The sequence below is a fragment of the Pseudomonas pichavaramensis genome, from assembly GCF_050473265.1.
GTDB lineage: Bacteria > Pseudomonadota > Gammaproteobacteria > Pseudomonadales > Pseudomonadaceae > Aquipseudomonas.
The window spans coordinates 216703-240939 of the sequence record NZ_JBJKFJ010000006.1; the positions used below are offsets into that span (position 1 = coordinate 216703).

At 62.5% G+C, this 24237-nt stretch carries 27 protein-coding genes; 20 read left to right on the forward strand and 7 right to left on the reverse strand.

Annotation, left to right across the window (positions count from 1 at the left end; all coding sequences use genetic code 11):
• Nucleotides 1-11: 11 nt before the first annotated feature.
• Entirely contained in the window at nt 12-953 is a 942-nt protein-coding gene (gene ygfZ, locus ACJRW5_RS12270) for a CAF17-like 4Fe-4S cluster assembly/insertion protein YgfZ (RefSeq protein ID WP_484570782.1), read from the reverse strand.
• Between the two features lie 145 nt (nt 954-1098).
• On the opposite strand from ygfZ, the gene ACJRW5_RS12275 reads away from it, so the two are divergent.
• The gene (locus ACJRW5_RS12275) at nt 1099-1353 is read left to right on the forward strand and encodes an FAD assembly factor SdhE (protein WP_484570783.1); all 255 of its coding nucleotides are present in this window, start codon (nt 1099-1101) and stop codon (nt 1351-1353) included.
• Nucleotides 1337-1798, forward strand: coding sequence for a protein YgfX (locus ACJRW5_RS12280; protein ID WP_484570784.1), 462 nt, complete (start codon nt 1337-1339; stop codon nt 1796-1798). The genes ACJRW5_RS12275 and ACJRW5_RS12280 overlap by 17 nt, the downstream gene beginning before the upstream one ends.
• On the opposite strand, the gene nadB is transcribed toward ACJRW5_RS12280, so the two are convergent.
• Complete coding sequence (gene nadB, locus ACJRW5_RS12285) at nt 1758-3383, reverse strand: L-aspartate oxidase (protein ID WP_484570785.1); 1626 nt, start codon at nt 3381-3383, stop codon at nt 1758-1760. The genes ACJRW5_RS12280 and nadB overlap by 41 nt on opposite strands.
• Nucleotides 3384-3748: 365 nt before the next feature.
• Here nadB and rpoE point away from each other — a divergent pair, with 365 nt between their 5' ends.
• The 12 genes from rpoE to pdxJ all read left to right on the forward strand — a co-directional run bounded on the left by rpoE (nt 3749) and on the right by pdxJ (nt 14146).
• Nucleotides 3749-4330, forward strand: a complete 582-nt coding sequence (gene rpoE / locus ACJRW5_RS12290; protein ID WP_037048967.1) for an RNA polymerase sigma factor RpoE/AlgU — start codon at nt 3749-3751, stop codon at nt 4328-4330.
• Between the two features lie 30 nt (nt 4331-4360).
• Nucleotides 4361-4933 carry a sigma-E factor negative regulatory protein gene (locus tag ACJRW5_RS12295; protein WP_484570786.1) on the forward strand — a complete coding sequence of 191 codons (573 nt, stop codon included), beginning with the start codon at nt 4361-4363 and terminating at the stop codon, nt 4931-4933.
• An 8-nt stretch (nt 4934-4941) separates the two neighbouring features.
• On the forward strand, nt 4942-5889 hold the full coding sequence (locus ACJRW5_RS12300) for a MucB/RseB C-terminal domain-containing protein (RefSeq protein WP_484570787.1): 948 nt from the start codon (nt 4942-4944) through the stop codon (nt 5887-5889).
• On the forward strand, nt 5886-6341 hold the full coding sequence (locus ACJRW5_RS12305) for a SoxR reducing system RseC family protein (protein ID WP_484570788.1): 456 nt from the start codon (nt 5886-5888) through the stop codon (nt 6339-6341). Before ACJRW5_RS12300 ends, ACJRW5_RS12305 begins: the two co-directional genes overlap by 4 nt.
• 35 nt (nt 6342-6376) lie before the next feature.
• Nucleotides 6377-7801, forward strand: coding sequence for a DegQ family serine endoprotease (locus ACJRW5_RS12310; protein WP_484570789.1), 1425 nt, complete (start codon nt 6377-6379; stop codon nt 7799-7801).
• Between the two features lie 155 nt (nt 7802-7956).
• Nucleotides 7957-9756, forward strand: coding sequence for a translation elongation factor 4 (gene lepA / locus ACJRW5_RS12315; RefSeq protein WP_484570790.1), 1800 nt, complete (start codon nt 7957-7959; stop codon nt 9754-9756).
• Nucleotides 9757-9762: 6 nt separating this feature from the next.
• Nucleotides 9763-10617 carry a signal peptidase I gene (lepB, locus tag ACJRW5_RS12320; protein WP_484570791.1) on the forward strand — a complete coding sequence of 285 codons (855 nt, stop codon included), beginning with the start codon at nt 9763-9765 and terminating at the stop codon, nt 10615-10617.
• 87 nt (nt 10618-10704) lie between these two features.
• Nucleotides 10705-11082, forward strand: coding sequence for a DUF4845 domain-containing protein (locus tag ACJRW5_RS12325; protein ID WP_484570792.1), 378 nt, complete (start codon nt 10705-10707; stop codon nt 11080-11082).
• Complete coding sequence (gene rnc, locus ACJRW5_RS12330) at nt 11079-11768, forward strand: ribonuclease III (protein WP_484570793.1); 690 nt, start codon at nt 11079-11081, stop codon at nt 11766-11768. Before ACJRW5_RS12325 ends, rnc begins: the two co-directional genes overlap by 4 nt.
• On the forward strand, nt 11761-12660 hold the full coding sequence (gene era, locus ACJRW5_RS12335) for a GTPase Era (protein WP_484570794.1): 900 nt from the start codon (nt 11761-11763) through the stop codon (nt 12658-12660). The genes rnc and era overlap by 8 nt, the downstream gene beginning before the upstream one ends.
• A 57-nt stretch (nt 12661-12717) precedes the next feature.
• A complete protein-coding gene (recO, locus tag ACJRW5_RS12340; protein ID WP_484570795.1) occupies nt 12718-13407 on the forward strand; it encodes a DNA repair protein RecO in 690 nt (229 codons plus the stop codon).
• Nucleotides 13400-14146, forward strand: a complete 747-nt coding sequence (gene pdxJ, locus ACJRW5_RS12345) for a pyridoxine 5'-phosphate synthase (protein WP_484570796.1) — start codon at nt 13400-13402, stop codon at nt 14144-14146. Before recO ends, pdxJ begins: the two co-directional genes overlap by 8 nt.
• A gap of 139 nt (nt 14147-14285) precedes the next feature.
• On the opposite strand, the gene ACJRW5_RS12350 is transcribed toward pdxJ, so the two are convergent.
• On the reverse strand, nt 14286-15170 hold the full coding sequence (locus tag ACJRW5_RS12350; protein ID WP_484570797.1) for a LysR substrate-binding domain-containing protein: 885 nt from the start codon (nt 15168-15170) through the stop codon (nt 14286-14288).
• 117 nt (nt 15171-15287) lie between these two features.
• Here ACJRW5_RS12350 and ACJRW5_RS12355 point away from each other — a divergent pair, with 117 nt between their 5' ends.
• Entirely contained in the window at nt 15288-15548 is a 261-nt protein-coding gene (locus tag ACJRW5_RS12355; RefSeq protein ID WP_484570798.1) for a hypothetical protein, read from the forward strand.
• 25 nt (nt 15549-15573) lie between these two features.
• Here ACJRW5_RS12355 and cmoB read toward each other — a convergent pair whose 3' ends face one another.
• The 3 genes from cmoB to ACJRW5_RS12370 form a co-directional block, all read right to left on the reverse strand.
• Nucleotides 15574-16542 (reverse strand): tRNA 5-methoxyuridine(34)/uridine 5-oxyacetic acid(34) synthase CmoB, encoded by a 969-nt coding sequence (cmoB, locus tag ACJRW5_RS12360; RefSeq protein WP_484570799.1) that lies wholly within the window; start codon nt 16540-16542, stop codon nt 15574-15576.
• A complete protein-coding gene (gene cmoA, locus ACJRW5_RS12365) occupies nt 16539-17282 on the reverse strand; it encodes a carboxy-S-adenosyl-L-methionine synthase CmoA (RefSeq protein ID WP_484570800.1) in 744 nt (247 codons plus the stop codon). Before cmoA ends, cmoB begins: the two co-directional genes overlap by 4 nt.
• Nucleotides 17283-17373: 91 nt before the next feature.
• Complete coding sequence (locus tag ACJRW5_RS12370; protein WP_484570801.1) at nt 17374-18012, reverse strand: lysoplasmalogenase; 639 nt, start codon at nt 18010-18012, stop codon at nt 17374-17376.
• Between the two features lie 153 nt (nt 18013-18165).
• Here ACJRW5_RS12370 and ACJRW5_RS12375 point away from each other — a divergent pair, with 153 nt between their 5' ends.
• Complete coding sequence (locus ACJRW5_RS12375; RefSeq protein ID WP_484570802.1) at nt 18166-19398, forward strand: RNA polymerase sigma factor; 1233 nt, start codon at nt 18166-18168, stop codon at nt 19396-19398.
• A gap of 268 nt (nt 19399-19666) precedes the next feature.
• On the opposite strand, the gene rapA is transcribed toward ACJRW5_RS12375, so the two are convergent.
• Nucleotides 19667-22510 (reverse strand): RNA polymerase-associated protein RapA, encoded by a 2844-nt coding sequence (gene rapA / locus ACJRW5_RS12380; RefSeq protein WP_484570803.1) that lies wholly within the window; start codon nt 22508-22510, stop codon nt 19667-19669.
• Between the two features lie 166 nt (nt 22511-22676).
• Here rapA and ACJRW5_RS12385 point away from each other — a divergent pair, with 166 nt between their 5' ends.
• The 4 genes from ACJRW5_RS12385 to ccoM all read left to right on the forward strand — a co-directional run bounded on the left by ACJRW5_RS12385 (nt 22677) and on the right by ccoM (nt 24065).
• Nucleotides 22677-22970, forward strand: a complete 294-nt coding sequence (locus ACJRW5_RS12385) for an aspartate-semialdehyde dehydrogenase (protein WP_484570804.1) — start codon at nt 22677-22679, stop codon at nt 22968-22970.
• A gap of 34 nt (nt 22971-23004) precedes the next feature.
• Nucleotides 23005-23604 (forward strand): alpha-ketoglutarate-dependent dioxygenase AlkB family protein, encoded by a 600-nt coding sequence (locus ACJRW5_RS12390; protein WP_484570805.1) that lies wholly within the window; start codon nt 23005-23007, stop codon nt 23602-23604.
• The gene (locus tag ACJRW5_RS12395) at nt 23601-23762 is read left to right on the forward strand and encodes a hypothetical protein (protein WP_484570806.1); all 162 of its coding nucleotides are present in this window, start codon (nt 23601-23603) and stop codon (nt 23760-23762) included. The genes ACJRW5_RS12390 and ACJRW5_RS12395 overlap by 4 nt, the downstream gene beginning before the upstream one ends.
• Nucleotides 23763-23948: 186 nt before the next feature.
• Entirely contained in the window at nt 23949-24065 is a 117-nt protein-coding gene (ccoM, locus tag ACJRW5_RS12400) for a cytochrome c oxidase subunit CcoM (protein WP_484570807.1), read from the forward strand.
• Nucleotides 24066-24237 lie beyond the last annotated feature (172 nt).

The window sequence follows — 24237 nt, forward strand, 5'->3', positions numbered from 1 at the left end:
CGGGAAGTTAATCAGCGCTGGATTTCCTTGTCGGCATCCAGCTGGTAGGGCAAGTCGAGCAGGGCCAGCGCCGGCCCCTCGTTGCTGCCAAGGTGAATGCGGCCGTCGTTGACTGCATCTTCCTGCAGTACGGCCAGCAGCTCAACGGCTTCGTTGTCCTGAGCCGCCAGTACGACCTCTCCAACACTGGAGCCGTGGACCGGAGAGAACAGTTCGCTACCCACGGCCGGCTGTTGTGCACCAACCAACCGCAGTCTGTACAGGCGGCGCTTGAGCTTGCCGAGGTACTGCATGCGCGCGACGATTTCCTGGCCGGTGTAGCAGCCTTTCTTGAAGCTCACGCCGCCAAGGGCCTGCAGGTTGATCATCTGCGGAATGAACAGCTCGCGAGTGGCGCCGAATACCTGGCCAACCCCGGCACGAACCTGAGCCAGAAGCCAGTCATTGAGCGGTGCCTGGCGCAGGTGCTGGGCCAGAACAGCGACTAGTTGCTCGGATTCTGCATGCGGCGCCCAGAGTTCGGCGCGGCCATCACCAAGGCGAACCGCGAGCAGCTCGCCACTGCTCGCTACGGCATCGGTCTGCTCGCCGAGTTCGATCCCCAGTGCTTGCAGCGCAACTTCGCCGCCAGACAGGCCAAAGCGCACCCATTGCGGGCTTTCATCGACAAGTTTGGATTTGGAAAACACGGCGTACTTCTGCAGCTCGGCCTGTTGCGCATCGATCAGTTCAACCGCCATGGCAAGCAGGTAGCCATCTGCGACCGGCACGATACGGAAGCTCGAGAGCATGCGGCCTTTCGGCGTGCAGCGTGCGCCCAGGCTGGACAGGTTGGCGCCGAGGTAGCTGAGATTGCAGGTCAGCTGGCCTTGCAGGAACTTGGCGGTATCTGCGCCGCGCACGGCAAGAACGCCTTCGTGGTCGAGGAGGGTGAAATACGCGCTATCGGCCATGATGCAAATCGAATCACTGGGTAAAAGGTCAGGGGCGTCATCATAGAGGGGCGATGGGGGCTTGTCAGCGCAATTGCGCCACGTCTCGGTGAACAGCAACGCAATTCGCCGTTATACTGCCGCCCTCGTTCGAGGAGTCCGTTGCATGGTTGAGCAAACTGAACTTAATCGCCTGTTCTGGCATAGCCGCCGAGGCATGCTGGAGTTGGACGTACTGCTGGTGCCTTTCGTCCAGGAGGTTTACTCCACGCTGGACGCTGAGGATCAGGCGCGCTATCGCAAACTGCTGGAGTGCGAAGATCAGGACATGTTCGGCTGGTTCATGCAGCGCGGCGAGCCGGAAGACGCCGATCTCAAGCGCATGGTGCGCATGATCCTGGATCGTGTCCAACCCAAGTGATGTGTTCGAATGCCATTGGCGGCCATCGCGCTGGCTGCTGAGGCTGTATCTGTCGATCCTGGCGTTGGCCGTGCTGGCGCCGTGGTTGGCGGATCTTTCCTTCTGGGCGCAGTTGCTGGTGTCGATGCTGGCACTGTTGCACGCGTGCTGGGTGCTGCCGCGGCATGTTCTACTGTCATCGCAGAAGGCGCTCGTCGGGCTGCGACGTGATGCTTTCGGTTGGCATTTGCGCAGCGCCGCTGGCGACTGGCAGGCCGTACAGCTGCGCCCAGACAGCATGGCGTTGCCGCTGATGGTGGTGCTGCGCTACCGCATGCCGGGGCAGCGTTTCAGTCGCGGCCTGTGCATCGCCCGCGACGCGCTACCGACAGAGCAGCATCGCCGTTTGCGCCTGCGTCTGAAGTTCAGCCGGCGACGCTGGGCGCAGCCGTCGGGGTCAGGATAGTGTCGCGGGCCTCGGCCAGTTGCTCTGGATAATCCAGGGTGTAATGCAGCCCGCGACTTTCGTGACGCTGCATGGCCGAATTGATCATCAGCTCGGCGACCTGGGCCAGGTTGCGCAGTTCGATCAGGTCTCGACTCACTCGGTAGTTGCTGTAGAACTCGTCGATTTCATCCAGTAGCAGTCTCACCCGGTGCTGTGCGCGTTGCAGGCGTTTGTTGGTGCGCACGATACCCACGTAGTCCCACATGAAGCGCCGCAGCTCATCCCAGTTGTGCGCAATGATCACGTCTTCGTCGGAATCGGTGACCTGGCTGGCATCCCAGCAGGGCAGGTCGCTTGGCATTTCGACTTGATCGAGGTGCGCGATGATGTCTTCACTCGCCGAGCGGGCGTAGACAAAACATTCGAGTAGCGAGTTGCTGGCCATGCGATTGGCGCCGTGCAGGCCGGTGAAGCTGGTTTCGCCAATGGCATAGAGGCCGGGCACGTCCGTGCGGCCGTGGGCATCGACCACCACGCCGCCGCAGGTGTAGTGCGCAGCGGGCACTACCGGAATCGGCTGCTTGGTGATGTCGATGCCAAAGCCCAGGCAGCGCTCGTAGACGGTCGGGAAGTGACTCTTGATGAAGTCGGCAGGCTTGTGGCTGATATCGAGGTAGACGCAGTCGATCCCCAGGCGCTTCATCTCATGGTCGATGGCGCGAGCGACGATGTCGCGTGGGGCCAGTTCGGCGCGTTCGTCAAAACGCTGCATGAACCGTTCGCCACTGGGCAGCCTGAGTAGTCCTCCTTCCCCGCGTACGGCCTCGGTGACCAGAAAACTCTTGGCCTGAGGATGGTAAAGGCAGGTGGGGTGAAACTGGTTGAACTCGAGGTTGCCCACACGGCAGCCGGCGCGCCAGGCCATGGCGATGCCGTCGCCGCAGGCGCCATCGGGGTTGCTGGTGTAGAGGTAGACCTTGGCAGCGCCGCCGGTGGCCAGGATGACGAAGCGGGCGCCGAAGGTGTCCACCTCGCCGCACGTGCGATCCAGTACGTATGCCCCTAGGCAGCGCTCGCCGGGCAGACCGAGCTTGCGTTCGGTGATCAGGTCGACGGCCACGCGTTGTTCCAGTAGCTCTATATTCGGCCGTTGCCGGGCTTGCTCCAGCAGGGTGTTGAAAATCGCTGCCCCTGTTGCGTCGGCGGCGTGGATGATCCGTCGGTGGCTGTGCCCGCCCTCGCGAGTCAGATGGAACTCGAAGCCGCCGTCTTCGCGAGCGGTTTCGTCGTCACGGGTGAAAGGGACCCCCTGATCGATCAGCCACTGAATTGCCTCGCGGCTGTGCTCCACGGTAAAGCGCACAGCATCTTCGCGGCAAAGGCCTGCACCGGCGTCGAGCGTGTCGGCGACATGGGATTCGACGGTATCGGTATCGTCCAGAACGGCGGCGACACCGCCTTGCGCCCAGTAGGTCGAGCCATTGGCAAGATTGCCTTTGCTCAAAACGGCGATGCGCAGATGAGCGGGAAGGGTGAGGGCAAGGGTCAGGCCAGCGGCACCGCTGCCAATGACCAGAACGTCGTGCTGGAAGTGTAGGCTCATGTCCGAGTTCCGCGTGAAAGCGAGTCCTAGTATATAGAGAGGGGCGGCGGCACAATAGCCAGCTTATGACTGACCGCAGTGCTCGGGAACTTTCTTAGTCGTTAAGGTTCCATAGAGGGTCGCCCATATAAGGGAGAGCGCTCGCGTGTGCCTGTATCCACGGTTTATTAAGGAGAAGGTATGAGCGGCGATAAGATTATTTGCGCTGGCGGACAGGATCCGCTGGTGCCATTCCGGACAGAGAAAAGAAAACTCTGCGGGAAGCTTGCTTGGAGGGGAGAACTTTTGCGTAAGGCCCGAGTCTATCTTGGCAAGCTGATTCGCTTCCGGGCGCAAGCCTCCTTCAAGCGTCATGAGGAGAGTGCATGCTAACCCAGGAAGATGATCAGCAACTGGTCGAGCGAGTGCAGCGCGGCGACAAGCGCGCCTTCGATCTGTTGGTGCTGAAGTATCAGCACAAGATCCTCGGTTTGATCGTGCGATTCGTGCACGACACCCACGAGGCTCAGGATGTCGCTCAGGAGGCTTTCGTCAAAGCCTACAGAGCGCTTGGAAACTTTCGCGGTGACAGCGCGTTCTATACATGGCTGTACCGCATCGCCATCAACACGGCGAAGAATTATCTGGTGTCCCGCGGTCGTCGGCCGCCAGATAGTGATGTCAGTAGCGATGACGCGGAGTTCTACGATGGCGATCACGGCCTCAAGGACATCGAGTCACCGGAGCGGGCATTGCTGCGCGACGAGATCGAAGCAACTGTGCATCGGACCATCGCCCAGCTACCGGACGACTTGCGTACGGCATTGACCCTGCGCGAGTTCGAAGGCTTGAGTTACGAGGATATTGCCAGCGTCATGCAATGTCCGGTCGGTACGGTACGTTCACGGATTTTTCGTGCACGTGAGGCAATTGATAAGTCCCTGCAACCTTTGTTGCAGGAAGCCTAAGGCAGCGGCGATAGCCAAGAGAGGTACGCCATGAGTCGTGAAACCCTGCATGAATCGCTGTCCGCGGTGATGGATAACGAAGCGGACGAACTGGAATTGCGGCGTGTGCTCGCTGCCAGCGAAGGTGGTGAGGCGCGTGATACCTGGTCGCGCTACCAACTGGCGCGTGCGGCCATGCACCGTGAGCTGCTGGTGCCGCAGCTGGATATCGCTTCTGCGGTGTCCGCCGCGCTGGCTGACGAAGCCGCTCCGTCGCGAAAGACCCCGCTCTGGCGTAGCGTCGGGCGTGTCGCGGTGGCGGCGTCCGTTACGGTTGCAGTGCTGGCAGGCGTGCGTTTTTACAATCAGGATGAGCTGACGGGCTCCGAGCTGGCTCAGCAGGACGCTTCTCCGGTACTCTCGGTACCTCAGGTTCAGGGTCCTGCACTGCTCGCTGGTTACAACAGCAGCGAGGAAGCTGGCGAAGCGGCCGAGCCTGGCACCGTAAGCTGGCATGAACAGCGCTTGCCGAACTACCTGCGTCAACATGCGCAGCAGGCCGTGATGGGTACCGGTGAGACCGCTCTGCCTTACGCTCGGGCTGCAAGTCTGGAAAATCGCTAAGGAGTCACATGCGCGCGATTCCCCTCTGTCTGCTCAGTGGCCTGCTGGCGCTGCCGGTACAGGCCTCCGAGGTTCAGGACTTGCTTGGGCGCCTCGCTGAGGCGGAGCACCAGCAAAGTTTTCAGGGCACGTTTATTTACGAACGTAATGGTAGTTTCTCCAGTCATGCCGTCTGGCACAGGGTGGAGGAAGGGGGGCAAGTTCGCGAGCGCCTTCTACAGCTCGATGGCCCTGCGCAGGAAGTACTGAAGGTCGATGGTCAGACTCAATGCGTGAGTGGCGCGTTGGTCGACCAAGTTGGTGAAGGGCAGGCCTGGCCTGCCCGCCAGCTGGACGCCGAGCAGTTGAGCAACTGGTACGACATTCGCGTCGCCGGTGAGTCCCGGGTTGCCAATCGTGGTGCCGTGGTGCTGGTGCTGGCGCCAAAAGATCAACATCGTTACGGGTTCGAGCTGCATCTGGACCGTGAAACCGGCCTGCCCTTGAAGTCGTTGCTGCTTAACGAGCGCGGACAGCTTCTGGAGCGCTTTCAGTTTACTCAGCTGAATGTCTTGTCACCTGATGCCGATGCATTGCAGCCCAGCTCGCACTGCCGTCCCGTGCAATTTCGGACTGTAGACACGCTGGCTGAAGGCAGCTGGCGGTCTGACTGGTTACCGCCAGGCTTCACGCTCAATACCGCGCAGCTGCGTCATGAGCCTTCCTCTGATGAGCCAGTCGCTTACTTGATGTATGGCGACGGGCTGGCACGATTCTCGGTTTTTCTCGAGCCTCTCAAAGGCAGTGTCGTCGAAGATGCGCGCAGCCAGCTGGGGCCGACCGTCGCCGTGTCACGGCGTATGACCACGGACGCGGGTGATGTGATGGTCACGGTCGTGGGCGAGATTCCGCTGGGTACAGCCGAGCGCGTCGCCTTGTCCATGCGTGCCGGAGTGCCTGAACAGGCAAGCCAATGATCGAAGAACAGGGGCGAGTAGTGGCGCTCGAGCCAGGCGCTGTCTGGATCGAGACGCTGCGCAAGAGTACTTGCTCTGCTTGTTCCGCCAACGCCGCCTGCGGCCAGGGGTTGATGGATCGCCTGGGTGTTGGTCGTAAGCGCGGCTATGTCCGTGCGCTCAGCTCGATGCAGTTGGCACTGGGCGACACTGTCGTTATCGGTGTGCGTGAAGATCTGCTGATTCGCAGTTCGTTGCTGGTTTATCTGATTCCTCTCCTGGGCCTATTCGCTGCAGCCTTGCTTGCAGATGGTTTGGGCCTTTCCGAACCGCTGACAATCCTTGCGGGCCTGATTGGCCTGTTCTGCAGTTGGCTGTTGGTCCGTTGGCGTGCGTCGCGCGTCGCCGAGAACCCCTCGTTGCAACCTGTTGTCCTACGTGCGCTGCTGGCTACGATGCCAGCGGCGGGTTGAGAGTGTTTGCGTTTCACATGTGGAGTCGTAGTTCGATGAGAAAACTCAAATCCATTGCGCCGCTACTGGCCGTCGCGCTGCTCTGGGGGCAGAGTCTGCTGGCTCAGGCCAGTCTGCCCGATTTCACTGATCTGGTAGAGGAGGCCTCGCCTGCGGTCGTCAATATCAGTACGCGACAGAAGATGCCCGAGCGGGCGGTAGCGGCGCAGCCAGGGATGCCGGATCTCGAAGGCTTGCCGCCGATGTTTCGCGAATTCTTCGAGCGCGCCATACCTCAGGTTCCGCGTAACCCGGGTGGGCGTCAGCGAGAGGCTCAATCGCTTGGGTCCGGCTTCATCATTTCTTCGGATGGCTACATCATGACCAACAATCATGTGGTCGCCGATGCCGATGAGATCATCGTGCGTCTGTCCGATCGCAGCGAGTTGGAGGCCACGCTGGTAGGGGCCGACCCGCGCAGTGACGTAGCGTTGCTCAAGGTCGAAGGCAAAGACCTTCCTGTGGTTCGCCTGGGCAAGGCTGACGATCTGAAGGTTGGTGAGTGGGTGCTGGCCATCGGCTCACCGTTCGGTTTCGATCACTCGGTGACCGCCGGTATTGTCAGCGCCAAGGGGCGTAATCTGCCCAGCGACAGCTACGTGCCGTTCATCCAGACGGATGTGGCGATCAACCCAGGTAACTCTGGCGGTCCGCTGTTCAATCTGGAAGGCGAGGTGGTTGGCATCAACTCGCAGATCTTCACCCGTTCGGGCGGTTTTATGGGGCTGTCTTTTGCAATCCCCATGGAGGTTGCCATGCAGGTGGCCGATCAGCTCAAGAGTGACGGCAAGGTGACTCGTGGCTGGCTCGGCGTGGTCATCCAGGAAGTGAACAAGGACCTGGCCGAGTCGTTCGGGCTGGACAAACCAGCCGGTGCGCTGGTCGCTCAGGTGCTGGAGGACGGACCTGCGGATAAGGGAGGCCTGCAGGTCGGCGACGTGATCCTCAGTCTGAACGGCAAGTCCATCATCATGTCGGCGGATCTGCCGCACCTGGTCGGCGGTCTGAAGCCGGGTGAAAAGGCCGAGCTTGACGTGGTGCGGGATGGCTCGCGCAAGAAACTCAGCGTGACCATTGGCACGCTCCCGGAAGAGGGGCAGGAATTGGCAGCCAGTGACTCGTCTCAGGGCGGCGAGCGCAGCAACAACCGTCTGGGCGTTACTGTGGTCGAACTGACTGCCGAGCAGAAGAAGGGCCTGGATCTGAAGGGCGGCGTTGTGGTTCGCGAGGTGCTCAATGGCCCGGCGGCCATGATCGGCTTGCGCCCGGGCGACGTGATCACCCACCTGAACAACCAGGCCATCGACTCCGCCAGCACCTTTACCGAGGTCGCGCAGGATCTGCCGAAGAACCGTTCGGTCTCCATGCGTGTGCTGCGTCAGGGACGTGCCAGCTTCATTACCTTCAAGCTGGCGGAATAGTTTATTCGTCAACCTTGAGCAAGGGCGTCTTCGGACGCCCTTTTTATGTGCGAGACAGGCAGTGCAGCGGGCGTGACGCGGTTGCAAGGGATCGGGTACAATCCGCGGCTATTTTCGGCAAGCGTCTTGCCCGTGCCCTCTTCGAGTGTTGATCTGTGAGTGACCTGAGTCATATCCGCAATTTTTCCATCATTGCCCACATTGACCACGGCAAGTCCACCTTGGCTGACCGTTTCATCCAGATCTGCGGCGGTCTCACCGCGCGCGAAATGGAGGCTCAGGTCCTGGACTCCATGGATCTGGAACGTGAGCGCGGTATCACCATCAAGGCCCACAGCGTCACGCTTCATTACAAGGCGCAGGACGGCAAGACCTATCAGCTGAACTTCATCGACACCCCCGGTCACGTTGACTTCACCTATGAGGTCAGCCGTTCGCTGGCCGCTTGTGAAGGTGCGCTGCTGGTGGTCGATGCCGGTCAGGGCGTCGAGGCGCAGTCGGTTGCCAACTGCTACACCGCCATCGAGCAGGGCCTCGAGGTCATGCCGGTGCTGAACAAGATGGACCTGCCGCAGGCCGATCCGGACCGCGTCAAGGACGAGATCGAGAAAATCATCGGTATCGATGCCAGCGAAGCCGTGGCCTGTAGCGCCAAGAGCGGCATGGGTGTCGACGAGGTACTCGAGCGTCTGGTGCACACCATTCCGGCGCCTGAGGGCGAGATCGATGCGCCCTTGCAGGCGCTGATCATCGACTCCTGGTTCGACAATTACCTGGGCGTGGTCTCGCTGGTTCGCGTGCGCCAGGGCCGGGTGAAGAAGGGCGACAAGATTCTGGTCAAGTCCACCGGCAAGGTGCACCTGGTCGACAGCGTCGGCGTCTTCACCCCGAAACACACGGCCACTGCTGATCTGAAAGCCGGTGAAGTGGGCTTCATCATCGCCAGCATCAAGGACATCCATGGCGCGCCGGTAGGTGACACCCTGACCCTGTCTTCGACCCCAGAGGTCGAGATGCTGTCGGGCTTCAAGAAGATCCAGCCGCAAGTTTACGCGGGCCTGTTCCCGGTCAGCTCGGACGACTTCGAGGACTTCCGTGAGGCGCTGCAGAAGCTGACCCTCAATGACTCGTCGCTGCAGTACGCACCGGAAAGCTCCGATGCATTGGGCTTCGGCTTCCGCTGCGGCTTCCTCGGCATGCTGCACATGGAGATCATTCAGGAGCGCCTGGAGCGTGAGTACGACCTGGACCTGATCACCACTGCGCCGAGCGTGATCTACGAACTGGAGCTCAAGACGGGGGAGGTCATCACCGTCGACAACCCGTCCAAGCTGCCGGACGTGTCGTCTGTTACCGACTTCCGTGAGCCGATCGTCACCGCGACCATCCTGGTGCCGCAGGAGCATCTGGGTAACGTCATTACCCTGTGCGTCGAGAAGCGCGGTGTGCAGCGTGACATGCAATTCCTCGGTTCTCAGGTTCAGGTCCGTTACGACCTGCCGATGAACGAGGTGGTGCTGGACTTCTTCGATCGTCTGAAATCGACCAGTCGCGGTTATGCCTCGCTGGACTATCATTTCGATCGCTATCAGTCGGCCAACCTGGTCAAGCTTGATGTGCTGATCAACGGCGACAAGGTCGATGCCCTGGCATTGATCGTGCATCGCGACAATGCGGCCTACAAGGGCCGTGCGTTGACCGAGAAGATGAAGGAACTGATTCCTCGGCAGATGTTCGATGTGGCGATCCAGGCAGCCATTGGCGGCCAGATCATTGCGCGAACCACTGTCAAGGCGCTCAGAAAGAACGTACTGGCCAAGTGTTACGGTGGCGACGTGAGCCGTAAGAAAAAGCTGCTCGAGAAGCAGAAGGCCGGTAAGAAACGCATGAAGCAGGTCGGCAACGTGGAAATTCCACAGGAAGCCTTCCTTGCGGTGCTCAGGTTGGATAGCTAAGGCTCTATGTCGATCAATTTCCCGCTCCTGTTGGTTATCGCGGTTGCCGTCTGCGGCTTCCTGGCCCTGATCGATCTGATCCTCCTGGCCCCGCGCCGCCGTGCGGCGATTGCGGCGTATCAGGGGCGGGTCGACGATCCTGACGACAGGGTGCTGGAGCGCCTGAGCAAGGAGCCCTTGCTGGTCGAATACGGCAAGTCGTTCTTTCCGGTGCTGGCCATCGTGCTGGTGTTGCGCTCGTTTCTGGTCGAGCCCTTCCAGATCCCGTCCGGCTCGATGAAGCCGACCCTGGAAGTGGGCGACTTCATTCTGGTCAACAAGTTTGCCTACGGCATCCGCCTGCCGGTGATCGACCAGAAGATCATCGAGGTGGACAACCCGCAGCGCGGCGACGTGATGGTGTTCCGTTATCCCAGCGATCCGAGCATCAACTACATCAAGCGCGTGGTCGGCCTGCCGGGTGATCAGATCCAGTACACCCAGGGCAAGCGCCTGCTCATCAATGGCGAGCCGGTTGCCGAGAAGTTGCTTGGCGAGGAGCCTGGCAGTCTGGGCAGTGCCGTTCTTTATCAGGAGCGCCTGGGGCAGGTGGAACACACCATCCGCAAGGAAATGACCCGCATGCGTCGCGAGCCTGGTGGTGAGTGGGTAGTGCCGGAAGGGCACTACTTCATGATGGGCGACAACCGCGACAACTCCAACGACAGCCGCTTCTGGCGTGATCGCAATATCCCTCAAGAGCTGTGGGGCATGGTTCCGGACGATCATATCGTCGGTAAGGCCTTCGCCATCTGGATGAGCTGGCCGGAACCGAAAACCGGCAATCTGCCCAATTTCTCTCGAGTCGGCCTGATTCATTGAGCACTGGCGCGCTGTTCAATACAGCGCCGCAGGCTATAAATACTTCTAGCCACAAGGCTTCAACAAGACCGTCTATTGGGGATACACATGACTTTCGCGCGCTCGCAGCAGGGGCTTTCCATTCTGGGTTGGCTGGTGGTTCTGGCCGTGGTGGCGTTCTTTGCCAGTACTGGCTTCAAGGTCCTGCCGCATTATCTCGATTACATGTCGATGGAAAAGATCATCACTTCGGTGGAGACCGACAAGGCTGCGCAGGTTCGCACTGTTGGTGAGTTCTACAGCCATGTCGACAAGGGCATGCAGGTCAACAGCATTCGCGATCTGAAGCTGCGTGACGTGATGCAGGTGAAGGTGGAGAACAATGAGTTTCGCGTCCACCTCAAGTATGAAAAACGCGAGCCGCTGATCGAGAACCTCGATCTGGTGGTGAATTTCGACAAAGAATTTCGTGTACGGATGCCGTGAGTCCCAATCTGTCCCGCCTCGAGCGCAAGCTCGGCTATAGCTTCAAGGACCAGGATCTGATGATCCTGGCTCTGACCCATCGCAGTTTCGCCGGCCGCAACAATGAGCGGCTGGAATTTCTCGGTGATGCCATTCTCAACTTCGTTGCCGGTGAGGCGCTGTTCGAGCGCTTCCCGCAGGCGCGCGAAGGCCAGTTGTCGCGCTTGCGTGCGCGCCTGGTCAAGGGCGAGACCCTGGCCGTGCTGGCGCGCGGTTTCGAGCTGGGTGAATACCTGCGTCTGGGCTCCGGTGAGCTCAAGAGCGGTGGTTTTCGCCGCGAGTCGATCCTCGCCGATGCGCTGGAAGCACTGATTGGTGCGATCTATCTGGATGCTGGCATGGATGCGGCGCGCGACCGCGTGCTGGACTGGCTGACCGGCGAGCTGGATGGCCTGACCCTGGTCGACACCAACAAGGATCCGAAGACGCGTCTGCAGGAATTTCTGCAGTCGCGCGCCTGCGAGCTGCCTCGTTACGAGGTGGTGGATATTCAGGGCGAGCCGCACTGCCGTACCTTCATGGTCGAGTGCCAGGTGGCCCTGCTCAATGAAAAGACCCTGGGCCAGGGCGGCAGCCGGCGTATCGCCGAGCAGGTCGCTGCGGCTGCGGCGTTGATCGCCCTCGGGGTGGAGAATGGCAATGACTGATGCACCCGTGACCCGCTGTGGTTACGTCGCCATCGTCGGCCGGCCCAATGTGGGCAAGTCGACGCTGCTCAACCACATCCTCGGACAGAAGCTGGCGATCACCTCGCGCAAGCCGCAGACCACCCGTCACAATATGCTCGGCATCAAGACCGAGGGTGAGGTGCAGGCCGTCTACGTCGACACGCCCGGCTTGCACAAGCACAACGACAAGGCGCTCAACCGCTACATGAACCGCAGCGCCTCTACGGCGTTGAAGGATGTCGATGTGGTGGTGTTCGTGGTCGACCGCATGCGCTGGACCGACGAGGATCAACTGGTGCTGGAGAAGGTCCAGCACGTCAAGTGCCCGATTCTGCTGGCAGTGAACAAGGCTGACCGTCTGGAAGACAAGAGCGAGCTGCTGCCGCACCTGAACTGGCTGGCCGAGCAACTGCCGCAAGCCGAGATCGTGCCGATCTCCGCATTGCAGGGGCAGAACCTCGATACCCTGGAAAAACTGGTCGGCGAGCACCTGCCGGAGTCCGAGCACTTCTACCCGGAAGACCAGATCACCGACCGCTCCAGCCGCTTCCTCGCGGCTGAGCTGATCCGCGAGAAGATCATGCGTCAGCTCGGTGCCGAGCTGCCGTACCAGATCACCGTGGAGATCGAGGAGTTCAAGCAGGAGGGTCGCATCCTGCACATCCACGGCCTGATTCTGGTCGAGCGTGACGGGCAGAAGAAGATCATCATTGGCGACAAGGGCGAACGCATCAAGCGCATCGGCGCGGATGCACGCAAGGACATGGAAACCATGTTCGATTCCAAGGTGATGCTCAATCTCTGGGTCAAGGTCAAAGGCGGCTGGTCCGACGACGAGCGCGCGCTGCGCTCGCTGGGTTACCTGGATTGATCGGGGCGCCGTGGGCACCTTCGCTGTCGCTCATGGCGTCTTCTGGCGGTTACGACCATGACTGTTGCCGCCTACGTTCTGCATAGCCGCCCCTACAAGGAAAGCAGCGCCCTGGTTGATTTCTTCACCGCTCAGGGACGTATCCGTGCGGTGTTGCGTGCCGCGCGCGGCAAGGTTGGCAGCATTGCCCGTCCGTTCGCACCGCTCGACCTCGAACTGCGTGGTCGTGGCGAGCTGAAGACCGTCGGCCGTCTGGAAAGCGCCGGCATCCCGCTGCTGCTGACCGGCGAGGCGCTGTTTTCCGGGCTCTATCTCAATGAGCTGCTGATCCGCCTGCTGCCCGCCGAGGACCCGCACCCCGCGATGCTCGAGCATTATGGACTGACCCTGCAGGCGCTGGCTGCCGGCCGGCCTCTGGAGCCGCTACTGCGCGCATTCGAATGGCGCCTGCTGGACGACTTGGGCTATGGTTTCGCCCTCGATCGTGACCAGCATGACCAGGCTATCGACCCCGCCGCACTCTACCGCTGGCAGCAGGACGTCGGCCTGGTGCAGGTGATACAACTGCAGCCTGGGGTATTTCAGGGCCGTGAGCTGCTGGCCATGGCCGAGGCCGACTGGCAGACGCCGGGCGCACTGGCTGCTGCCAAGCGCCTGATGCGTCAGGCGCTGGCCCCCCATCTTGGCGGTAGACCTTTGGTCAGCCGCGAACTTTTCATGACGCTCAAGGAGTCCAAGCGTGACTGAGGCCAATCGTATTCTGCTCGGTGTGAACATCGACCACGTCGCCACCCTGCGTCAGGCTCGTGGTACGCGCTACCCGGACCCGGTCAAGGCCGCGCTGGATGCCGAGGAAGCCGGCGCCGATGGTATTACCGTGCACCTGCGCGAAGATCGTCGGCACATCCAGGATCGCGACGTGCGTGTATTGGCCGATGTGCTGCAGACACGAATGAACTTCGAGATGGGCGTCACCGATTTCATGCTCGGTTTCGCTGAGCAGATCCGCCCGGCGCATGTCTGCCTGGTGCCGGAAACCCGCCAGGAGCTGACCACCGAAGGGGGCCTGGACGTGGCCGGGCAGGAGGCGCGCATTGCTGCTGCGGTCGAGCGCCTGTCACTGGCCGGCTGCGAGGTATCGCTGTTCATCGACGCCGAAGAGCGGCAGATCGAGGCGGCCATGCGTGTCGGTGCGCCGGCCATCGAACTGCACACCGGCCGCTACGCTGACGCCCACACGGCGGAAGAAGCAGCCCAGGAGCTGTCGCGCATTCGTGAGGGTGTGATCTGCGGTCTGAACCATGGCCTTATCGTCAATGCCGGGCACGGCCTGCACTACCACAACGCTGAAGCCGTGGCCGCGATTCCCGGGGTCAACGAGCTGAATATCGGCCATGCCATCGTTGCCCATGCGCTGTTCGTCGGCTTCAAGCAGGCGGTCGCGGAGATGAAGGCGTTGATCGTGGCCGCCGCCAACCGGGGCTAACTGTAGGCGCGCACTGGGCGTGGGCGGCATAACGTTATGCCGCTGATCAACCTATCGGTCGGACGCTGACTTCTCGTAGGGTGTGCTGCGCGCACCCAGCAAGCACCGCGGTATTCCCGGTGCGCACGGCGCACCCTGCTTAGCTCTGCGCGAACGCCTGGATCATCTGCATGGCGAGCGCCTCGATTGCGTCGTTGTGCTGATGGCCGCGAATCAGTTTGATGTGATACTCGCCGAGCGCCGGCAGGCCCTGTTCCGCGCCCAGGCGGCGCAGCGGTGGTTTGACCAGGCTGCGCGGAAACGGGGCGATGGCCAGATCGGCAGTCATCGCCGCCTCCTGGCCTGCACACTGCTCGCAGGAGTAGGCGATGCGGTAGCTCAGGCCCTGGCGGTCCAGTGCGTCGAGCGCAGTCCGGCGCCAGGCACAGCCGGGGTTGGCCAGCGCCAATGGCAGCGGCGAACGTTGGACGGCCAGGCCACCATCGCGACCGGCCCAGACCAGTTCCTCGGAATAGATGATTTCACCGCGTGAGTCGTCCAGACCATCGTTGCCGGCGTTGATCAGGGTCAGGTCCAGCTCGCCGGCATCCAGCTTCGCCACCAGCTCGACGCTGCGCCCGACATTGACCTCGACTTCCACGGCAGGATGGCTGCGCGCGAACAGGGTCAGGACACCAGGCAGCACGCGGTCGCCGATGTCGTTCGGTGTGCCGAAACGTACCCGCCCCGTCAGCGTCGGGGTCAGGAAGCGCGCCACTGCTTCCTCGTTGAGCTTGAGCAGGCGCCTGGCATAGCCCAGCAGCAGTTCGCCCTCAGCAGTCAGTTGTACGCGCCTGGCTTCGCGGGTGAACAGGCGTCGACCCAGGGTTTCCTCTAGACGCTTGATCTGCAGGCTGACCGCCGCCGTGCTGCGAAATACCTGGGTTGCGGTACGGGTAAAGCTGCCGCTGTCGGCGATGGCGACGAAGGTGCGCAACACATCGCTTTCCAGTAGTGGCAGTGATAGGGGAGCGCTCGGGTTCATGATTGTTAAATATTACTTAACTGGTGATTTGATATTTGTCGTTTGTTTGAACGATAGGCGCGTTTCATCCTGATCGCAAGCCCGGTACGAACCGGTAGAGCAGAGGGAGGAAAAGCCATGAAAAGTTCGAACCATCACGACAAGACGCGCCCAGCCATGCCCGAGTTCTACATGCCGGCCATGTGGCCGCTGGATTTGCAGAACGCTATGGTCGACTGGATCGGTGCCTGGTTCTGGCGTCGTCGCATGCGCCGCCTGCTGGCGCAGGACATCGAGGGGCGCATTCGTCTGGGCAGCGCCCGTGGCGTGGTCGAGCAAGGGGCAGGCGAGCCGCTGCGGCTGATCGCGCAACGGCGGGCACGTTGGCTGCGTCGATAGACCGTGGCAATCCGCCGGGAGGCGATTACGGCTTGCGGGCGATCAGTACGGCGCGGGTCGGTGCTGGCAGGCCTTCGACGGTGCGGCTGTGGTCGGCCGGGTCGAGAAACTCCGGTAGCGACTGGAAACGCATCCACTCGGTGGCGCGTTGTTCCTCCACCGAGGTGGTGCTGACATCGACGCAGCGCACATCTTCGAAGCCCGCACGGCGCAGCCAGCGCTCCAGTGCGGGCACCGACGGCAGGAACCACACATTGCGCATTTGCGCATAACGGTCCTCGGGCACCAGCACCTGCTCGACATCGCCTTCCACCACCAGGGTTTCCAGCACCAGTTCGCCACCCTTGACCAGTGCATCCTTGAGGTCGAGCAGGTGGTCGATGGGCGAGCGACGGTGATAGAGCACACCCATTGAGAACACGGTATCGAAGCCCTGCAGTTTGGCCGGCAGCTCCTCGAAGGCCAGCGGCAGGTGCCACACCGGCTGCTGCGGTAGGTAGCGCTTCATCGCCAGGAACTGGCAGAGGAACAGCCAGTTGGGGTCGATGCCCACCACGCTGTCCACGCCGGCGCCGAGCATGCGCCACATGTAGTAGCCGTTGCCGCAGCCGACATCGAGGATGCGCTTGCCGGCCAGATCCAGATGCGGTGCGACGCGCTGCCATTTCCAGTCCGAGCGCCACTCGGTGTCGACGTGTACGCCGAACAGCTGGAAGGGTCCCTTGCGCCAGGGAATCAGGCCCTGCAGTGCGCTTTTCAGTTGTGCACGCGTGGTTTCGTCGCAGGCGCCATCGAAGGCGAAGCGCTGGGTCAGCTCGATATCACTTGCGTCCAGTGCGGGCAGCGCCTGTACCGCGCCGTACCAGCGCGCCAGGTCGCCATGACCGATGGCCAGTTTGGCATCCAGCTGGCCGGGCAAGGCGCAGGTCCAGTCCTGCAATGGCGTACCAGCAAGCTGTGCCTGCAGGGCGTCGAGATCCAGATCGCGCATCATGGCAGGGCCACCAGGGAGGCGAAGTTCAGGCACTGGAACCAGGGCACGACCTTGCTGAATCCTGCTGCCAGCAGGCGTTCGCGATGCTGCTCGAGGCTGTCGGGTTTCATCACGTTCTCGATGGCGCTGCGCTTCTGCGCGATCTCCAGCTCGCTGTAGCCGTTGGCGCGCTTGAAGGCGACGTGCAGCTCGGTGAGCAGTTCGTGCTGGGCGCCATCCTCGAAGCGCAGCTTCTCCGAGAGGATCAGCGCGCCGCCCGGCAGCAGCGCCTGGCGGATGCGCGTGAGCAGCTCCAGGCGGCGCTCCGGCGGGATGAACTGCAGGGTGAAGTTGAGCGTGACCAGCGAAGTCGGTTGCAGGGGGAGGGCGAGGATGTCGGCCTCGATCACTTCAACCGGCAGCAGCTCCTGGAACATGGCGTCCTGGGCGTGCAGGTACTCGCTACAACGCGCGACCATCGCCGGCGAATTGTCCACGGCGATCACCCGGCAACCGTCGCTGCGCACGTGCCGGCGCAGCGCCTGGGTCACCGCGCCGAGCGACGCGCCGAGATCGTACAGCGTGGTATGCGCCTGAGCGAACTGGCCGGCAAGCACGCCGATGTTTTCGACGATGGTCGGGTAGCCCGGCACCGAGCGCTTGATCATGTCGGGAAAGACCCGCACGACGTCCTCGTTGAAGACGAAGTCAGGCACATCGGGCAGGGGCTGGGCGAACAGGCGGTCGGATTCTTGGCTCACGGCGATTGCGACGGGTAGCGGAAAAGGCCGGCATTTTAGCCAAGTGCGGCCCAGCCGTCAGGGCTTTCCTGACGGCGCGTCGGGCGTCCTGTCAGGGCTTGTTGCGGGCGAACGCCGAGGCGGTGATACCCCACTGGCCCAGCCAGTAGGTGAGGATGATGGCGTAGGGTGCCGCGTCGAAGCTCGTGACGAAGCGGTCTATCCCGATCAGGCTGTCGGAAATCACGAACAGTGCGGCGCCGACGGCGGCCAACCAAGCGGAGCGGACGGCAACGGCAGGGTGGCCGATCCGCGCCAGGGCGCGCCAGAGCATCAGGGAAATGACGGTGGCGTAGCAGGCAACCGGAATCAGCAGCTCGCCGAGGCCGCTGCTGGCCAGCACGGCGAACATCGCCCCGCCGGCAATCAGCGCCAGCAGCAGTGCGGCCAGGGCGGGCTGGCGGCTGTCGGAGCAGTAGGCGCGCACGTAGGCGAGATGGCCCAGCAGGAAGGCGCCGAGGCCGAATACGAACAGATCGCCGGGCCAGTCGAGGAGGATGTCGCCGGCCAGGGAGAACAGCAGGCCGATACCGATCCAGCGGCGGTAGGTGCCGGGAGGCGCCTGGCGTAGCCAGAACAGCAGGGCGATGACCGGGATGCCCTTGCTCAGCAGGCTGAGCTGCGTATCGCCGCTGATGCGGCCATAGAGAAATACCGCAGCCCCTACCAGACCTAGCAGCAACCAATGCATGGCAAGACTCCCTTCGTTATTGGAATGGCGCGACTATGCCGATCGATTGAACTGCTGCCAACGCGGGGGATGCCAAATCGAGGGGCGGATTGTGCCGCTACTCGACGTCACGGGCAGTATTGGGCAACGTAGGCGTTCGTCGAGGAGAAGCGCATGCCGATATCGCCACCTGTCACCGAGCTGATCGAACGGCTGTACCGCGAGGAGTCGCGTCGCGTGCTCGCCACCCTGATTCGCCTGCTTGGCGATTTCGATCTGGCCGAAGAAGCCTTGCACGAGGCCTTTCGCAGCGCGGTCGAGCAGTGGCCGCAGGGCGGTGTCCCGGACAACCCACGTGCCTGGCTGGTGTCTGCCGGGCGTTTTCGAGCCATCGACAACCTGCGCCGGCAGCGTCGCTTCCAGCCGCTGGACGAACAGACCGAGCTGCCAGTTGAGATCGGCGCCGAGGAGAGCGAGTTACTCGAAGACGATCGCCTGCGGCTGATCTTCACCTGTTGCCACCCGGCGCTGGCCAGCGACGCGCAGGTGGCGCTGACCCTGCGCGAGGTCTGCGACCTGACCACCGAGGAGATTGCTCGCGCGTTTCTCTCCAGCCCCTCGACCCTGGCCCAGCGCATCGTACGGGCCAAGGCGAAGATCCGCGATGCGCGCATTCCTTACGAGGTGCCGGGGCGCAACGAGCTCCCCGAACGCCTCGATGCGGTGTTGCGGGTGATCTACCTGGTCTTCAACGAAGGTTACTTCGCCAGCTCAGGCGATTCGCTGACCCGCAGCCAACTCTCCGAGGAAGCCATTCGTCTGGGCCGGCTGCTGCTGGAGCTGCTGCCCGAGCCGGAAGTACAGGGACTAGTGGCACTGATGGTGCTGCACGAGTCTCGGCGCAAGGCGCGCAGTGGGGTCGATGGTGAAGTGATCCTGCTGGAGATGCAGGACCGCAGTTTGTGGAATCCTGAGCTGATTGCCGAGGGTGAAGCTTTGGTCTTGCAGGCGCTGCATTCGCGGCGTTTCGGCCCTTACAGCCTGCAGGCTGCAATCGCCGCGGTGCACGCCGAGGCGGCCAGCCTGGAAGAGACCGACTGGGCGCAGATCGAAGGCCTGTATGACGAATTGCTGCGACTGAATCCATCACCGGTGATCGAACTCAATCGTGCCGTGGCCCTGGCCATGCTCGAGGGAGAAGAGACCGGGCTGATGGAGATCGAACGCCTGCTGGCCAGCGGCGAGCTGGGCGGATATCACTTGCTGCATGCCGCACGGGCCGACCTGCTGCGGCGGTTGGGGCGCAATGAGCAGGCCATTGCGGCCTATCGCCAGGCACTGGCGCTGGCGCAGCAGGGGCCGGACCGGCAGTTTTTGCAGAAAAGGCTGGAAGAGCTAGGTGCCTAGCACCCGCATTTGGGCTACGGGGCTTGAAGGACTGCACGTAGGGTGCGCTGCGTGCATCAGCAATGTTTCGTGCACATGAGGTGCGCGCGGCGCACCCTACGGCAGGCGTTGAACTGGCTAGCCGTGTGCGGGCCGCTTCCCGTCGGCGCCTTTTCCCGGATTGCAGCCGGGCTACGCGGCTTTGAGGGCTACCTGTAGGGTGCGCTGCGCGCACCAGCTGTTGTGCGCGCATGAGGTGCGCACGGCGCACCCTACGGTGGTGTCGTGCTTAGCCCGCGACCAGTACGCGGATCGCCTCCAGGCGCAGGGCGGCCTTGTCGAACATCGCCAGGCTCTGCTCGCGTTGCTCGCGCAGGGCGCTCACTTCGCTGTCGCGCACGTTCGGGTTGACCGCGCTCAGGGCGACCAGGCGCGCCAGTTCCTCATCCAGCTCGGCGACCAGGCGGCGCTTGGCCTCACTCACGCGCTCGACGTGGCGCGGCATGATCTTCGCCTCGGCCGCGCTGATCTGCTTGGCCAGCACGTCGCGCTGGGCCTGAACGAACTTGTTGGCGCTGGCGCGTGGCACGCTTTCCAGTTGATCGTTGAGGGTTTCGAAGCCGACTTTAGGTGCCAGGTCGTTGCCGTTGGCATCGAGCAGGCAGCGCAGTGCGGCTGGCGGCAGGAAGCGGCCGAGCTGCAGCTTGCGCGGGCCGACCACTTCGCTGACGTAGAGCAGTTCGAGCAGCACGGTGCCGGGCTTGAGCGCCTTGTTTTTGATCAGCGCGACGGCGGTGTTGCCCATCGAGCCAGACAGCACCAGGTCCATGCCACCCTGCACCATGGGGTGCTCCCAGGTGAGGAACTGCATATCTTCGCGGGCCAGGGCCAGGTCACGGTCGTAGGTCACGGTGACCGCTTCGTCGTCGCCGAGCGGGAAGCTGGCATCCAGCATCTTCTCGCTGGGGCGCAGGATCAGGGCGTTGTCGGAGTGGTCTTCGCTGTCGATGCCGAAGGCGTTGAACAGCTCTTCCATGTAGATCGGCAGGGTGAACTGGTCGTCCTGCTCGAGAATCGCCTCAACCAGCGCTTCGCCTTCACCGGCGCCGCCAGAGTTGAGCTCCAGCAGACGGTCGCGGCCGCTGTGCAGCTCACCTTCGAGGCGGATGCGCTCGGCGGTGGCCTCGTCGACCAGTTGCTGCCACTCGCCGTCGTCGGCGTTCTCCAGCATTGGCAGCAGGCGTGGGCCGAACTGATGCTGCAGGGCGTTGCCGGTCGGACAGGTGGCGAGGAAGGCGTTCAGCGCCTGGTGGTACCACTGGAACAGGCGCTCCTGCGGGCTGTTCTCCAGGTACGGCACGTGCAGCTGAATGCGGTGCTTCTGGCCGATACGGTCGAGACGGCCGATACGCTGCTCGAGCAGGTCAGGGTGGGCCGGCAGGTCGAACAGCACCAGGTGATGGGCGAACTGGAAGTTGCGGCCTTCGGAGCCGATCTCGGAGCAGATCAGCACCTGCGCGCCGAACTCCTCGTCGGCGAAGTAGGCAGCGGCGCGGTCACGCTCGAGGATGCTCATGCCCTCGTGGAACACCGTGGCCGGGATGCCGGAGCGCACGCGCAGGGCGTCTTCCAGGTCCAGTGCGGTCTCGGCGTGGGCGCAGATCACCAGCACCTTGAATTTCTTGAGTATCTTCAGGTTGTCGATCAACCACTCGACGCGCGGGTCGATGCGCCACCAGCGCTGCTCGTCGTCGATCTCGTCCTGCGCCTGGTAGCTGACTTCCGGGTACAGCTCGGCATGCTCGCCCAGCGGCAGTTCGAGGTATTCGTCCGGGCTCGGCAGCGGGTAGGCATGCAGCTCGCGCTCGGGGAAACCCTGCACCGCGGCGCGGGTGTTACGGAACAGCAGGCGGCCGGTGCCGTGGCGGTCGAGCAGTTCGCGCACCAGGCGCGATCGGGCCTCGCTGTCGCCGCCGTCGATGGCATCGAGCAGCTCGCGGCCTTCGTCACCGAGGAAGCCGCCAATGGCATCACGTGCCTGAGCGCTGAGCTTGTCCTGGTCGAGCAGTTCCTGCACCGCTTCAGCGACCGGACGATACTGGCTGCTTTCGGCGCGGAAGGCTTCCAGGTCATGGAAGCGATTGGGGTCGAGCAGGCGCAGACGGGCGAAGTGGCTGTCCTGGCCGAGCTGTTCCGGGGTGGCGGTGAGCAGCAGTACGCCGGGTATGACCTCGGCCAGTTGCTCGACCAGCGAATATTCGGCGCTGGCCTGCTCCGGGTGCCAGACCAGGTGATGCGCTTCGTCGACTACCAGCAGGTCCCAGCCGGCAGCGAACAGCGCGTCCTGGGCCTTCTCGTCGTCCTTCAGCCATTCCAGGGCGACCAGGGCCAGCTGGCAATCCTCGAACGGGTTGCTGGCGTCGCTTTCCATGAAGCGTTCAGCGTCGAACAGCGCCACGTCGAGGTTGAAGCGGCGACGCATCTCCACCAGCCACTGGTGTTGCAGGTTTTCCGGCACCAGGATCAGCACGCGCCCGGCGCGCCCGGAGAGCAGCTGGCGATGAATCACCAGGCCGGCCTCGATGGTCTTGCCCAGGCCCACTTCGTCGGCCAGCAGCACGCGCGGGGCGATACGGTCGGCCACTTCGCGGGCGATGTGCAGTTGGTGTGCGATCGGTTGGGCGCGGGCGCCACCGAGGCCCCAGAGCGAGGACTGCAGCAGGCGGCTGTTGTGCTCCAGGCTGTGGTAGCGCAGGGCGAACCAGGACAGCGGGTCGATCTGGCCGGCGAACAGGCGGTCGCTGGCCAGGCGGAACTGGATGAAATTTGATAGCTGGGTTTCCGGCAGGGTGACCGGCTGATGCTGCGCGTTGAGACCGTGATAAACCAGCAGGCCATCGATGTCCTCGACTTCCTGCACGGTCACTTTCCAGCCCTCGAAGTGGGTGATCTCGTCACCCGGGGCGAAGCGCACGCGGGTCAGCGGGGCATTGCGCGTGGCGTACTGACGGGTTTCGCCGGTGGCCGGGTAGAGCACGGTGAGCAGGCGGCCTTCCTCGGTAAGGATGGTTCCCAGACCCAGTTCCGCTTCGCTGTCACTGATCCAGCGTTGCCCCGGTTGATATTGCGCCATGCCTGTCTGTCTCCCGCGTGAAAAAGCCGGCTATGGTAACGGATGCTGCGCCATGGCCAAAGTGCTCATGGCACTATCGCGATGTCCGTCAGTCGAAAGTGTAGTGAGCACCGGCTAAAGTCGCGGATGACGGGGCCGACAGCCTGACCAATGGAGGTGCTGTTGCATGCTGCCACCGATTCCCCACAGCCTGGTGCCGGTCACTGCCTCGCAGGACGTGATCAAGCCCAAGCCCGAGATTCCACCGGTAACCCCGGCCGAGGAGAGCGCCAAGGAAAGTGCGCTGAGCCTGGACAAACGGCACCCGCAGGAAACCGAGGAGCTGCTGCGTGAGGAGCAGCGCCGCCGACAGCGGCGCGGCTACACTCCGGAGCAACTGGCCGAGGCCGAGCCGGAAGAGGTGGAGCAGGCATTGGGCGATCTGCCCAGACAAGGACTGTGGGTGGATGTGGAAGTCTGAGACACTCCTTTCATTTCTAGCTGTGTAGATCTTCATGCTGTTCGCCGACCCGTTACCCGCAATCGCCGATGCCGAGCTGGACTACCTGCCCGGCTGGCTCGACCCCGCGCTCGCCGATCAGTGGCTACAGGCGCTGTTCGAGCAAACGCCCTGGCAGCAGCCGGAGCTGTTTATCCATGGTCGTTATCACCGCACACCGCGGCTGACTGCCTGGTATGGCGCGCCCGAGGCGCGTTATCGCTATTCCGGCAAGGTGCACGAGCCTTTGCCCTGGACCGCGCTGCTCGACGAGATTCGTCAGCGGGTCATGCAGGAAGTCGAGCAGTCGCTCAATGCCGTGTTGCTCAACTACTACCGTGATGGCCAGGACTCGATGGGTTGGCATAGCGACGCGGAGCCCGAACTAGGCCGTAATCCGCTGATCGCCTCGCTCAACCTGGGCGGTAGCCGGCGCTTCGATCTGCGCCGTGCGGGCGCCACGCGCATCGAGCATTCGCTGATCCTTGAGCATGGCTCACTACTGGTCATGCGCGGGCCAACGCAGCATCATTGGCAACACCAAGTGGCGAAGACGCGGCAAGCCTGCGTGCCGCGCCTGAACCTGACCTTTCGCCTGATCCGGTTTCCGCTATGAGCAATGACGACAAACTGATCGACTTCGCCGCCGAGCGCGACAAGCGCATCCACGACCTTAACGACAAGCGTCTCAATGAGATGCGTCAGGTCTTCGAGCAGGTATTGCCGTTGAGCAAGGCCAAGAAAAAGTCGAAGAACAAGCCCAAGAAACGCTGACCCCCCACCGCTCGTGCCTTGTGCCGCGCTTCCCGCCTCGTACCCCCGCGATTTCTTGACCTGGATCAGTATTCCCCGTAGCCGCGCCACGCGGGGCTTGCGGCGATTGATCCAGATCAATTTTCCTGACGCCAGCGCTGATAACTTAAAGCCATCCCAGACAGACAGGCACAACAGGAGGCAGCCATGTTCGTCGATACAGTGGTTCTCGCCGGAGTCGGCACCGTTCTTCTGATGATCGCTTTTTGTGGGGGTGTTGGTTACTTCATCTGGAAGGATGCTCACAAGCGCAAGCAGGGCTGATCCTTCCAGTTAACTGGGCACGCAAGGCAATTCGGGCGACTTCGGTCGCCCATTTTTTTGCCTGTGACCTAGGCTGGTGGCCTCCTGGCGGGGAAAGTTGAGCTAGGGGGTGGACGAATTTAGATAGCTAGCTAATAATTGGCTTTGTTTAACGGCTCGCTCGAGTCGTCGT